General features: G+C 44.0%; 4 protein-coding genes. All 4 read left to right on the top strand.

The annotated features are described in order from the left end of the window. The first annotated feature begins 42 nt into the window (after positions 1-42). On the top strand, positions 43-2751 hold the full coding sequence (locus tag QUA13_RS06085; RefSeq protein ID WP_333197408.1) for an ATP-binding protein: 2709 nt from the start codon (positions 43-45) through the stop codon (positions 2749-2751). Positions 2752-2767: 16 nt separating this feature from the next. Further along, on the top strand, positions 2768-4057 hold the full coding sequence (locus tag QUA13_RS06080; protein ID WP_333197406.1) for a response regulator: 1290 nt from the start codon (positions 2768-2770) through the stop codon (positions 4055-4057). Positions 4058-4122: 65 nt separating this feature from the next. Next, entirely contained in the window at positions 4123-9984 is a 5862-nt protein-coding gene (locus QUA13_RS06075) for a trifunctional serine/threonine-protein kinase/ATP-binding protein/sensor histidine kinase (protein ID WP_445242684.1), read from the top strand. Positions 9985-10049: 65 nt separating this feature from the next. Beyond that, on the top strand, positions 10050-15124 hold a 5075-nt coding region (locus QUA13_RS06070), incomplete at its 3' end, for an AAA family ATPase (RefSeq protein ID WP_333197401.1).

Below are 15124 nucleotides of genomic sequence, written 5' to 3'. Positions count from 1 at the left end.
TATTTCGGTAAATCTCCAAGTGAACCATTATCTAGGTCTAACATGAATCCACATAAAACCATACCTTTAAGACTTGTGCTAGTAGTTCCGTTTGTATTGCAAGTCTTTGCCGCCGTCGGACTGATTGGCTATCTGTCCCTGCGAAATGGACAGATAGCCGTCAATGAGGTTTCCACCCAGTTGCGTCAAGAGATGAGCAATCGCATTAACCTCCAAGTTCTCAACTACTTAGAAAAACCTTATGTTGCTGGACAAACTATCATCGCGGCTGCTCAAGAGGAGCAGATTGATTTAACCGATGTCACCAAACTGGAACGGACTTTTTGGCAGTTAGTCAGCAAAAATACGGTCGAAGTCATGCAAGTTAGTCTGGCTGACGGTACGAGTATACAAGTAGAGGATAGACAAAATAAAGGCATTATGGCTTTGGTTGGGAACAAAGCGGATCTACCTCAGCGCAAAATCTACCAACTCGATCAAAAAGGTGAACGGGCTCTGCTGATAGAAACTCAAGCAAATTTTGACCCCCGCTCTCGCCCCTGGTATAAAAATGCCCAGAAAGCTGGAAGACCAATCTGGACAAATCCTTATTTGGGCATCGCTGTAAAAGTCGCTTCAATTGCTTTAACCCAACCCATCTATGACAAAAATGGCGTGTTCTTAGGCGTTCAAAATAGCATCCTTCGGATTGAGAAAATTCATCATTTCCTCAGCACGCTAAAAGTAGGTCAGACCGGACAAACCTTTATCATCGATCGATCGGGCAACCTGATTGCCAGTTCCAAGATTGAAAGCCCTTACATTATTGATGCTAAAAAAAATACGTTGGAACAAATTCCCGCTATCAAGTCGGAAAGTCCGGTAATTAGTGCCACAGCCAAAGCAATCCTCGATCGCTTTGGTAATTTCAATGATATTGAGCAGAGTCAGCAACTTGAGTTTATGCTGGCGGAGCAGCGGCAATTGGTGCAAGTTTCCACTATTCGAGATGAACGAGGCATTGATTGGCTCAGTGTCATTGTAGTACCAGAATCAGACTTCATGGCACAAATTGATGCCAACACCCGCACTACTATCCTGCTTTGTTTGGGGGCATTAGTTGTGGCAACTATCTTGGGTATATTTACTTCGCGCTGGATTGCTCGACCGATTCTAAAATTACAGCAAGCAAGTGAAGCGATCGCCTCTGGTACTCTAGATCAAACTGTGGAAGTCAAAGGTATCAGTGAATTGGAAGCACTAGCTAGCTCCTTTAACCAAATGGCTGGACAGCTACGCACCTCCTTTACCGAACTCGAAGTCCGTGTCGAAGAACGCACTGCCGAACTGAGTATTGCCAAAGATCAAGCTGATAGTGCTAACCAGGCAAAAAGTAATTTTCTGGCAAACATGAGCCATGAACTCCGTACCCCCCTAAATGGAATTATTGGCTATGCCCAAATTTTGAATCGCTCTAAAGTTTTGCCAGATAAAGAACGCCACGGAGTGCAAATTATGTATCAGTGCGGCTCCCATCTCCTAACCTTGATCAACGATATATTAGATATCTCCAAAATCGAAGCCCGGAAACTTGACCTTGCCCCCAGTGCTATACATTTGCCCTCCTTCCTGCAAGGAGTAGTTGAAATTTGTCGAGTCCGCTCCGATCAGAAAAATCTCGACTTTATCTATCAATCCGACTCAGACCTGCCAGAAGGAATAGAAGCCGATGAGAAACGCCTCCGTCAAGTCCTGATTAACCTGTTGGGCAATGCCATTAAGTTCACCGATCGAGGCAGTGTTACTCTCAAGGTAGAGGTGCTAGAGGTAAGTACCCAAATTCTCCGCCTGAAATTTCAAATCAAAGATACAGGAGTGGGGATTGCAGAGGGGCAATTAAGCCGACTCTTCCGGGAATTTGAGCAAGTAGGAGATCGGAAACGGCAATTAGAAGGCACTGGCTTAGGTTTAGCTATCAGCCAAAAAATCGTGCAATTAATGGGTGGCGAAATTCAGGTGGACAGCCAGCTTGGAGTCTGCAGTAACTTCTTCTTTGAGGTGGCACTGCCGATCGCCAAAAATTGGGCAAAACAAAATTCTGTTAGTAAAGGACGGATCATTATTGGCTATGAAGGCGCGCCGAAACATATTTTGGTTGTGGACGATCGCTGGGAGAATCGATCGGTATTAATCAATCTATTAGAACCACTAGGATTCAGCTTTACTGAAGCACAAAATGGTCAAGAAGGCTTAGAAAAAGCTCTAGAAAAACTGCCAGATTTAGTTATAACTGACTTAGCGATGCCAGTAATGGAGGGCTTTGAAATGCTCAAAAAGTTACGAAACTCGGAGGATATCAAGCATTTACGGGTGATAGTATCTTCGGCATCGGTGGCAGAAATAGACCAGCAGAAAAGCTTAGATATGGGTGGAGATGACTTTCTGGCCAAACCCGTTGATGCAGAGGAGTTGTTGATTTTGCTTGCCAAACATTTACAACTCATCTGGAAATATGATGTAACTGAGTTAACAACAAGCAATAATGAAGTATCCACGAAAGAACTAATTCCCCCATCGGCGGCGGACTTGCAAATTTTACTAGAACTGGCACAGGATGGCTTGCTCAGAGAACTGGCAGAAACCGCCGATCAAATTGGGCAAAAGGATGAGCGCTATCAGCCCTTTATTCAGCAAGTAATACAATTAGCTAAGCAATTCCAAACTGAGAAGATCGAGGAATTAATTCAACAACATCTCACTAATAATAGTTAAAATTTGGAGGGCAACTATGACGACAGGTTTAACTGGCTTAATTTTAATTGTTGATGATACTCCCACCAATTTGGATGTCATCTCGGAAGCGTTGAGTAATGCGGGGTATAAGGTGGCGATCGCTACCAGTGGCGAACGCGCCCTGCAACAAGTTGAGCGGCGACCTCCCGATCTGATTTTACTGGATGTAATGATGCCGGGAATTGATGGATTTGAAACCTGCCAACGCCTTAAAGCTAATGCCAAAACTTGTGATATTCCGATTATCTTTATGACCGCTCTGGTTGATGTAGACAACAAAGTTAAAGGGCTTAAACTTGGTGCAGTAGACTACGTTACCAAGCCCTTTCAAGAACAAGAAGTGTTAGCCCGGGTGAAAACTCATTTACAGTTGCGTCTCTTGACTCAAACTTTAGAACAGCAAGTGGCGCAAAAAACTGCTGAATTACAAGCAGCTCAGCTCCAAATCATTCAACGCGAAAAATTGTCAGCTCTGGGCAATTTGGTGGCTGGTGTTGCCCACGAAATTAATAACCCAGTTGGCTTTATTTCTGGCAATATTCAGCCCGCTTTAGACTACATCAAAGATTTGTTTGGATTGCTGGATTTAGTTCAGCAAGAATCTGCTAATTTCAGTGCGGCAATTCAAGAGGAAATTGAAGCGATTGACCTCGACTACATCCGTGAAGACTTACCTAAGTTAGTTGGCTCGATGCAAGAAGGAGTAAACCGGATTAAAGACATTAGCATCAGCTTGCGGACATTTTCTCGTGCTGATACCGATCGCCCCGTGGCCTGTAATATTCACGAGGGGATTGATAGTACAATTATGATTCTCAAGCATCGCCTCAAAGCCAATGACTCCCGCCCAGAAATTCAAGTTATTAATGACTGTGGTGATTTACCAAAAATCGAATGCTATGCCGGACAATTAAATCAGGTATTTATGAATATATTGGGGAATGCGATCGATGCTGTGAATGAATCAAATATTGGACGTACTTATGCAGAGATCAAAGCCAATCCCAATCAAATTATCGTCCATACAGAATTATCTGGCGATAGACAACAGGTAGTAATTCGGATTAAAGACAATGGTATTGGCATGAGTGAAGCGGTGCGGGAGCAAGTTTTTGATAATTTATTTACTACTAAGAGTGTGGGTCAAGGAACGGGTTTGGGATTAGCGATCGCGCGTCAAATTGTGGAAGAAACTCACGGTGGAAAATTGAACTGTACTTCTCTACTGGGTAAAGGAACAGAGTTTATCATTACCTTACCAACTCAAGCCGAACACAAAAGTTAATTTTCCCTGACATTTCAACTAATTCAATCAATTACTAACTCATAAAATCTCAAACAACAATGAACATGAATCCCTCCGACCAAAACAGTAATCCTCCCACAATCATTCAAATTCCCAACTATCAAATTATCTCCACAGTTTATTCAGGAAGTCGAACCTTGGTATATCGGGCTATCCGTACATCAGACCAATTACCTGTGGTCATCAAACTGCTGAAAAATGACTATCCCACCTTTAGCGAATTGGTACAGTTTCGCAATCAATATACTATTGCCAAAAATCTCAACTCACCGCTAATAGTCCAAACCTATAGCTTGTCACCCTATCAAAATGGCTATGCGTTAGTGATGGAAGACTTTGGGGGAATTTCTCTTCACGAATGGGGTGTAAAAAGGAAAAAACTCCTCTCTTTGAGAGAGTTTTTGGAAATTGCAATCGCACTTTGTAATACCTTAGATATATTGTACGGTCATCGCATTATTCATAAAGACATCAAACCCAGTAATATCTTAATTAATCCCTCAACCAAACAAATCAAATTAATTGACTTTAGTATTGCATCCTTGCTACCACGGGAAACCCAATCACTCATCAATCCCAATGTTTTAGAAGGAACACTAGCTTATATTTCCCCAGAACAAACAGGACGAATGAATCGGGGGATTGACTACCGGACTGATTTTTATTCTTTAGGTGTGACTTTCTACCAATTACTGACAGGAAAATTGCCTTTTGAATCAAACGAACCGATGGAGTTAGTACATTGTCATATTGCCAAAAATCCACCGGACTTAAGGGAGAAAAACGGAAAAGAGATTCCGCAAGTTTTATGCGATCTTGTCATAAAGTTAATAGCGAAAAATGCGGAAGATAGATATCAAAGTGCCTTGGGACTGAAAGCTGATTTAGAAAATTGTTTACATCAACTTCAAGAAACTGGTAAGATTGAGGGCTTTGAGATTGGGCGACGGGATCTGTGCGATCGCTTCCTCATCCCCGACAAACTCTACGGACGAGAAACCGACGCAGCAACCCTGCTCCAAGCCTTTGAAAGAGTCAGCTTAGGCGCAACAGAAATGATGCTAGTGGCAGGTTTTTCTGGAATTGGCAAAACCGCAGTGGTGAATGAAGTCCACAAGCCAATTGTCAGACAACGGGGCTACTTCATCAAAGGTAAATATGACCAGTTCAACCGCAACATCCCGTTGAGTGCCTTTGTGCAAACCTTACAGGACTTGATGGGACAACTATTGAGTGAAAGCGATACTCAGGTGGCGCACTGGAAAGACAAAATCCTCTCAGCTTTGGGTGAGAACGGGCAAGTCCTAATTCAAGTCATTCCCGAACTCGAACAGATTATAGGCAAACAACCTGCTGCTCCAGAACTCTCAGGTAGTGCCGCTCAGAACCGCTTCAACTTGCTATTCCAGAAATTCATTGCCGTATTCGCTAAAGCAGAACATCCGTTAGTGATGTTCCTCGATGACTTGCAGTGGGCAGATTCAGCCTCATTGAGCTTGATCCAAGTCTTGCTGAGTCAAAGCGAGGTGGGCTATCTGCTGACGATCGGGGCATACCGAGATAATGAAGTCTTCCCCGCTCATCCACTAATGCTGACATTGGAAGAGATGAAGAAAGACTCAGCAACTATCAGCACCCTTACCCTCACCGCGTTAAGTCTATCTCACATCAATCGTTTGGTTGCCGATACCCTCAGTTGTTCCACAGTTCTAGCGCAACCGCTGACAGAGTTAATCTATCAAAAAACCAAAGGCAACCCTTTCTTTGCCACGCAGTTTCTCAAAGCCCTGCATCAGGAGGGCTACATTGCCTACGATCTGCAAGTTGGACACTGGCAGTGCGATATGGTAGCAGTGCGATCGCTCTCGCTCACCGATAATGTGGTGGAGTTCATGGCGCTGCAATTACAAAAGTTGCCAGAAGCCACTCAAGAAATACTGAAGTTAGCTGCTTGTGTGGGAGCAAAATTCGATTTAGAAACATTGGCGATCGTTTCAGAACGATCGCCAACCGATGCCGCAACAGCATTGTGGAAAGCCTTGCAGGAAGGCTTGGTTTTACCCACGAGCCAGATTTACAAGTTTTTTCAGGATGCACAACAGTCCCAGGCAGAAGATACAGTTAATCCGACCTATCGATTTTTGCACGATCGCGTCCAGCAAGCCGCCTATTCTTTAATTCCCTCTGACCAGAAACAAGCAACCCACCTGCAAATGGGACAATTGCTCCAGCAAAAGCTCTCAGAAATAGACCGAGAAGACAAGATTTTTGATATTGTCGGGCATTTAAATTTAGGCATAGAGTTAATCGCGCAACCGCAGGAACGGCAAACTCTAGCACAACTGAACTTGAAAGCGGGAAGTAAGGCTAGAAGTGCTACTGCGTATGCTGCCGCAAGGGTTTATTTGCAAAACGGGCTGGAGTTACTTTCGCCAGACTGCTGGGAAACTCAGTACGAATTGACGCTCAATCTGTATGTAGCCGCAGCCGAAGCCAGTTACTTGAATAGTGACTTTGAGGGCATGGAGCAGCTTGCCGCATTCGTCTTGCAGCAGGCACAGACGATTCTCGACAAAGTGAAAATCTACGAAATTCAAATCGCCGCACACACGGCTCGTAACCAAACATTGCACGCGATCGCCGTAGGTACAAAGGCACTGAAGCAATTGGGGGTAGAGTTTTCGACAGAAGCAGACGAAGCCCTGATTGGCAATGCTTTACAGCAGCTCAAGGAGCAACTAAGCGGCAGAGAGATTGCCGAACTGGTTGAGTTGCCCGTGATGAGCGACCCCAATGCCCAAGCCGCCATCCAACTGTTAGGAATATTATTTTCACCGATTCTACAGGCAATGCCCCGATTCCTGCCTCTGTTGGGCGCGACGATGGTGCAATTATCGCTGGAGTTTGGCAATGCCCCCGCCTCAACGATCGGCTATGTGATTCATAGCATGGTGCTGTGTGCTTTTTTGGGCGAAGTTGAAACTGGCTATAAGTTTGGTCGATTAGCACTCGCGGTGCTAGAGCAGGTGAATACTCAAAGCATGAAGTGCATCACTCTGGGGAAGTTTGGGTTTTTCATTCAACCTCACCAGGAAGCGTTGCGGGCAGCACTTGTGACGTTGAAAGAGAGTTACAAGGCAGGCATGGAAACAGGAAATCTGCTCAGTGCTGGCTACGACATCGGGAGCTACTCCCATCTGGCTTTTTTCGCAGGTGTAGAACTAGACCTGTTGGAACCCGAATTAGCAGCTTACAGTGCTGCTATGGCTCAGATGAACAATGATTCAGCGCGTTTTCTTTTGGACATGACGTGGCAAACGGTACAGAATTTGCGAGAAACGGTGAGCCAGCCCGATCGCCTAATGGGTACTGCCTATGATGAAACCGTGATGCTGCCCAAGCACCAGCAGGATAACGAACTCATGATGATTGTCGTTGTCTACATCTTCAAACTGCTGCTTGCCTACTGCTTTGGCAATTATCCGGCTGCTCTCGATATCCTCACCCAACTCAAGCCCTGTTGGATGGTACTATCAGGAACGGTTTTTATTCCCATTTTTCATTTCTATGCGGCGCTGACGCACCTGGCACTTGTACCCACCAGGTCAGAACCAGAGCAAATTGAACTGCTGACTGTGGCTGCCACCCATCAAGCAGCTCTGCACCAATCAGCGCACAATGCCCCGATGAATCACTTGCACAAATGGCATCTGGTGGAAGCAGAGCGATATCGGGTATTGGGTGACAAAGCCGCTGCCATTGAGGATTATGACCAGGCGATCGCGCTGGCTCAAAAGCATCAGTTCACCAACGATGCAGCCTTAGCCAATGAACTCGCCGCCAAATTCTATCTGGAATGGAACAAACAACGCATCGCTGGGGAATACCTGATTGAAGCCTACTACGGCTATGCTCGCTGGGGAGCCAAAGCCAAAGTTGCAGACCTAGAACGTCGCTACGGGCAACTGCTGGCTCCTATCCTCAGGCAAGCTCACTCTGCCCTCTCGGTCAACGAAACCGTCTTTGCAGTAGGAACCGTCACCTCCACCAGTTCCTCCTCCACTGTCTCCAATTCCCTCGACCTCTGTGCCATCCTCAAAGCTTCTCATGCTATTTCAGGTGAAATCGAACTGTCCAAACTACTTTCATCGTTGCTTAGAATCGTCATCGAAAATGCTGGAGCCGATAAATGCGTGTTAATGCTGTTGCGAGACGAACACCTGCTAATTAAAGGGTCAATTACCCTGGGGTCAGAGCCGGTCGTGTTGCAGCGCCTTCTGGTTGAAGAGAGTCAGGAAATTCCTCACAGACTAATTTACAAAGTCAAGCACGATAGGCAGACTGTTGTGCTGCTGGATGCTAGTGCCGATCCGACCTTAATAAATGACCCGTATATCATGCGTCAGCAGCCGAAGAGTATTTTGTGCAGCCCGATTTTGCATCAAGGGAAGTTGCGGGGCATTTTATATCTAGAAAATAATTTAGTAACGGGGGCGTTCACGAGCGATCGCATCGAACTGCTCAATTTACTCTGCGCTCAAGCGGCAATTTCTATAGAAAATGCCCGACTTTATGAGCGATCGCAGAACTATGCTCAACAGCTAGAACAGTCTCTGGAAGAGTTAAAGATTAGTGAAGCCCGCTTTCAGAAACTTGCCAACAACGTGCCTGGCTTGATTTATCAGATTCGGATTGAAGCCGATGGTTCTGCTTCAATGCCCTACGTCAGTTCTGGATGTCAAACACTCTATGAAGTGGCGGCAGAGGATATGATTGTAGGAAAATACAGCCTACGCGATTTTGAACATCCCGACGATCGAGCAGAGACGTTTCGGGCAGTTATCGAGTCCGCTCAAACGCTCACCCAATTTCAACATGAGTGGCGGATTATTACTCCCAATGGGAATGTGAAATGGGTGAAAGCCGCTTCTCAGCCAGAACGTAGAGAAGACGGAGAAATCGTTTGGGATGGAATGCTGATTGATATTACCGATCGCAAGCAAGCAGAAGCAGCGGTGATTCAAAAATCACAGGAACTCGAACAGACTCTGGCAGATTTGCAGAACACCCAACTGCAAATGGTGCAAAGCGAAAAAATGGCATCACTCGGAAATCTGGTAGCAGGTGTTGCTCATGAAATCAACAACCCCGTCGGCTTTATTTGGGGCAATTTGAATGAAACCCAGCAAACGGTGCAAGACTTAGTGGAGCATCTCAATCTCTATCGATCTCGCGCCCCAGAAACAGAGCTTGCAGACCATGCCGAAGATATCGATTTAGACTATATCATCGAAGACTTGCCTAAAATGATTGACTCCATGAAAGTTGGATGCGATCGCATCAAAGATATCAGCACGACGCTCCGTACCTTTTCTAGGGCTGACAAAGACTACAAAGTTCCTTTTAATATCCACGAGGGGATAGATAGCACGATTTTAATTCTCAAGTATCGATTGAAAGCTAACGATCGGCGACCCGCTATTGAAGTAGTGAAACACTACGGGAATATTCCCGAGATCGAATGCTTCCCCGGACAGCTTAACCAGGTGTTTATGAACATTCTCGCCAATGCGATCGATGCACTGGAAGAATCAAATACAAATCGCAGCTTTGCCGAAATCAAGGCTAATCCCAACCGCATTACCATTCAAACCTCCTTAGTAGATAACGGCGTAAAAATTAGTATTGCTGATAATGGTCAGGGGATGAATGAATCAGTCAAACAAAAAATATTTGACCATTTATTTACGACAAAAGCAGTGGGGAAAGGGACGGGTTTGGGATTGGCTATCGCTCGTCAAATCGTCGTCGAAAAACATAGGGGTTCCCTGAACGTCAACTCTATAATGGGAACAGAAACTGAATTGATCGTCACCTTACCCACTCAGACCGAACAAAAAAGTTAATTCTCTCTCTTCTTCAGATTCATTTAAGCAAGCACTCGCTCATCAATTATCAAACAACAATAGCCATGAATAACTTTGACAAAAATAGCGACACTCCTACAAAGGTTAAAATTCCCAACTATCAAATTATCTCCACAGTTTATTCAGGAAGTCGCACCTTGGTATATCGGGCTATCCGTACTTCAGACCAATTACCTGTCGTCATCAAACTGCTGAAGAACGACTATCCCACCTTTAGCGAACTGGTGCAGTTTCGCAATCAATATACTATTGCCAAAAACCTTAATTCACCTAGTATCGTCCAAACCTACAGCCTGGAACCCTATGAAAATGGCTGTGCGTTAGTGATGGAAGACTTTGGCGGGATTTCTCTTCAGGAATGGGCAGTCAAAGGGAAAAACGCATTCTCATTGAGAGAATTTTTAGAAGTCGCGAGATCCCTCTGCAATGCCTTAGATATATTGTACCGCCATCGCATCATTCACAAAGACATTAAACCCAGCAATATTTTAATTAACCCCTCAACTAAACAAGTTAAATTAATTGACTTTAGTATCGCATCCTTGCTGCCAAGAGAAACCCAAACACCGATCAATCCTAATGTATTAGAAGGGACGCTTAGTTATATATCCCCAGAACAAACAGGCAGAATGAATCGGGAAATTGACTATCGCACAGATTTTTATTCATTAGGAGTTACTTTTTACGAATTACTCACAGGAGAGTTACCTTTTCAATCAAAAGAGCCGATGGAGTTGGTGCATTGTCATATTGCTAAAACCGCCCCCTTAGTACATGAAATCAACCCACAAATCCCGCCTCTACTATCAGAAATCGTTAGTAAATTAATGGCAAAAAATGTCGAAAACCGCTATCAGAGTGCATTAGGAGTGAAGTTTGATTTAGAAAAATGTTCAACTAAAATTCAAGAAATCGGTCAAATTGAATACTTTGAAATTGCTCAAAAAGATGTCAGCGATCGCTTTACCATCCCCGAAAAACTCTATGGCAGAGAAAACGAAGTAAATCAACTATTAGCTGCCTTTGAAAGAGTCAGCACAGGTAACACCGAAATCATGCTAGTGGCGGGATTTTCTGGAATTGGAAAAACTGCCGTAGTTAACGAAGTACATAAACCCATTGTTCGGCAACGGGGTTATTTTATCAAAGGCAAATATGACCAATTTAAACGCAACATTCCCTTGAGTGCCTTTGTGCAAGCTTTCCGCGACTTAATGGGGCAATTACTATCTGAATCAGATGCCAAATTGCAAACCTGGAAAAATCAAATTATAGTAGCAGTGGGAGAAAACGGACAAGTCTTAATTGACGTAATTCCTGAGTTAGAAAATATCATTGGCAAACAGCCACCAGCCACAGAACTATCAGGCAGTGCTGCCCAAAATCGGTTTAACCTCCTATTTCAAAAGTTTGTGCAAGTTTTCACTCATCAAGAACATCCCTTAGTAATGTTTTTGGATGACTTGCAATGGGCAGATTCTGCCTCCCTGAATTTATTAAAAATACTGCTACAAGATACGGAATATTTATTAGTATTAGGAGCTTATCGCGATAATGAAGTCTCACCAGTACATCCATTTATTTTAACTGTAGATGAGATTGGAAAAACTGGAGCAACAGTCAATACAATGACCTTGCCACCGTTAAGGGAATCAGACATGAATTGCTTGGTAGCAGATACGCTGAATTGCCAATTATCCCTGACCGAGCTTTTGACTAAATTAGTATATCAAAAAACCCAAGGAAATCCTTTCTTTTCCACCCAGTTTCTCAAACTCTTACATGATGATAAGTTAATTAGTTTTGATTGGGACATTTGCCATTGGCAGTGCGATATTGCCAAAGTCAAAGCCTTAGCAATTACTGATGATGTAGTAGAGTTTATGGCATTGCAATTACAGAAATTGCAGACAGAGACTCAAAATCTTCTCAAACTAGCGGCTTGTATTGGAGCCGAGTTTGATTTGAATACTTTAATAATTGTTAGTGAGAAATCTGTAGGAACAACAGCTATGATTTTATGGGAAGCATTACAAGAAGGCTTATTAATTCCCACTACCACAATCTATAAATTTTTTACACAATCGGATAGTGAAGAAGTTTTGCCAGCCTCAGCCAATCCGACTTATCGGTTTTTACACGATCGGGTTCAAGAAGCTGCCTATTTGTTGATTCCAGAGGAACAGAAACAACTGACTCATCTTGCCATTGGACAACTGCTTTTAGAAAATACTGACAAAGCGCAACAAAATGAACGGATTTTTGAGATTGTCAATCAGTTAAATTATGGCATTTCACTTCTTTCCTCACTCGCTCAGTGTGAGCAGTATGCTCAATTAAATCTGAGGGCAGGTCGCAAAGCCAAAGAATCAACTGCCTATAGCGCAGCACAGAATTACCTCGCTCAGGGAATACAGCTATTAAGGGCAAGTGATTGGGATGTTAATCCTAATCTGAGGCAAAGCTTGTACGAGGAAGCGGCAGAAGTCGCATTGCTCAATTGTGATTTTGAGCAGATGGAATCTCTGATTCAGGTTGTGTTACAACAAACTACTACCTTACTCGGACAGGTGAAAGTATATGAGGTCAAACTCCAAGCATATAAGGTACAAAATCAACAGCTTCAGGCGATTACTGTTGGTCGAGAAATCCTTCAGAAATTGGGGGTAAGTTTTCCTGAGTCCGTCACCCCTTTAGAAATTCAACAGTACGTCGAAAATACACTGGCATCTTTACCGAGTTGTGCGATCGAAGAGTTAGTAAACTGCCCAGTCATGCAAGATGCGAATGCTTTAGCTGCTTTACGAATTATGACTAGCCTGGTTCCGTCCGTTCATCAGGCGGCTCCTCACCTTTTTCCAATTATTGCCTGTGAAGAGGTCAATTTATCGCTTAAATACGGTAATTCACCTTTTTCTGCACCGGGATACGCAGATTTTGGGATTATTGTCAGCAGTGTGTTGAATAAGCTAGAAGAAGGGTATCAATTTGGACAGCTAGCACTTAAAATCATGGAGAAATTCTCTGACAGATCGGTTCAGAGCATGACTCAGTTTAAGGTTGCTGCCTTTAATCAATCGAATCGAGAAAGCATTCAAAAAGCGATTAATTTATTGAAGGAGTCCTATCAAGTTGGATTAGAAACAGGAGATTCAGTTCACTCACTTGTTTCCACTTCGTTTAGGTTAATGTACACCTATTTAAGTGGTGCAGAGGGGCTAGAAAAATTACTAGAAGAACTTGCTATTTATCAAGCAAAGTTTGCAACAAATCAACATTTTTTAAGTTGGGCACATATCCTGCGTTATTCTATCAAAAACCTTACTGAGTTTAGCGAAACTCCAAGCTGTCTTGGTAGTGATGCTAGCGATGAAGCGGAGTACCTATCAAGACTATGTAAAGAAAATGATGAAGTAGCCCTCCATCTATTTTATCTATGTAAGTTGATGTTGAGCTTCTTGTTTAGAGATATTGCTGTTGGAATTCAGGATGCAGATGCAGGCGAAAAATATCTTAAAGCTGGTATGGGAATGCCTTCTGCACCAGTTTATTATTACTATGATTCATTAGCTCGTCTCACACTTTATCCAACGGTCGATCCTTCGCAGCAAGTAAAACTTCTCTCTCAAGTTGAAACTAACCAAGCAAAAGTAGGCATCTATGTCAGTGCTGCACCAATCAATTATCAACACAAGTATTTTCTGGTAGAAGCACTACGGTGCAGCATTTTAGGTAACAGAGCAGAAGCGATCGATCTGTACGATCGCGCGATCGCTGGAGCTAAAGCCAATGGCTACATCCAAGAAGAGGCTTTAGCCCATGAACTAGCCGCCAAATTTTATCTCGACTGGGGCAAAGAAAAAGTAGCTCAAGCCTACATGATTGAAGCCTACTACTGCTATGCTCGCTGGGGAGCCAAAGCCAAAGTTGCAGACCTAGAACGTCGCTACGGGCAACTGCTGGCTCCTATCCTCGGGCAAGCTCACTCTGCCCTCTCGGTCAACGAAACCGTCTTTGCTGTAGGAAGCGTCACCTCCACCAGTTCCTCCTCCACTGTCTCCAATTCCCTCGACCTCTGTGCCATCCTCAAAGCTTCTCATGCTATTTCAGGTGAAATCGAACTGTCCAAACTACTTTCATCGTTGCTTGAGATCGTCATCGAAAATGCTGGAGCCGATAAATGCGTGTTAATGCTCTTGCGAGACGAACAACTGCTAATTAAAGGGTCAATTACCCTGGGGTCAGAGCCGGTCGTCTTGCAGCGCCTTCTGGTTGAAGAGAGTCAGGAAATTCCTCACAGACTAATTTACAAAGTCAAGCACAACAGGCAGACTGTTGTACTGCTGGATGCTAGTGCCGATCCGACCTTAATAAATGACCCGTATATCATGCGTCAGCAGCCGAAGAGTATTTTGTGCAGCCCGATTTTGCATCAAGGGAAGTTGCGGGGCATTTTATATCTAGAAAATAATTTAGTAACGGGGGCGTTCACGAGCGATCGCATCGAACTGCTCAATTTACTCTGCGCTCAAGCGGCAATTTCTATAGAAAATGCCCGACTTTATGAGCGATCGCAAACCTATGCCCAACAGCTAGAACAAGCCTTACAAAACTTGCAGCAAACCCAATTGCAAATGATTCAAAGCGAAAAGATGTCGGCATTGGGAAACTTAGTAGCTGGCGTTGCTCATGAAATTAATAACCCCGTCGGCTTCCTAACTGGCAATTTGAATGAAGCCAAACGCACAGTTCAATACTTAACAGAACATCTAGCTTTGTATCGCACCCAAGCATCTGCTGCCAACATTGCCGACCATGCGGTCGAGATTGATTTAGACTATATCATCGAAGATTTGCCCAAAATGATTGAGTCGATGCAACTGGGATGCGATCGCATCAAAGGTATCAGCACTTCACTCCGCACGTTTTCTAGAGCTGACAAAGACTACAAAGCGCCCTTCAACATCCACTCTGGACTCGACAGCACAATCTTAATTCTCAAATATCGATTGAAAGCCAACGAGCGGCGACCCGCAATCGTTGTAGTGAAAGACTACGGCAATATTCCCGAGATCGAATGCTTCCCCGGACAGCTTAACCAGGTGTTTATGAACATTTT

The sequence above is a fragment of the Microcoleus sp. S28C3 genome (assembly GCF_036700785.1).
In the GTDB taxonomy this organism is placed as follows: domain Bacteria; phylum Cyanobacteriota; class Cyanobacteriia; order Cyanobacteriales; family Microcoleaceae; genus Microcoleus; species Microcoleus asticus.
Note: the sequence above shows the minus strand (reverse complement) of the source record. Positions and strands in the feature narration are given on the sequence as shown.

What these genes read in the sequence shown, in the direction of transcription:
- QUA13_RS06085 (WP_333197408.1), top strand. Translation starts at nt 43, where the DNA reads ATGAATCCACATAAAACCATACCTTTAAGACTTGTGCTAGTAGTTCCG.
- QUA13_RS06080 (WP_333197406.1), top strand. Translation starts at nt 2,768, where the DNA reads ATGACGACAGGTTTAACTGGCTTAATTTTAATTGTTGATGATACTCCC.
- QUA13_RS06075 (WP_445242684.1), top strand. Translation starts at nt 4,123, where the DNA reads ATGAATCCCTCCGACCAAAACAGTAATCCTCCCACAATCATTCAAATT.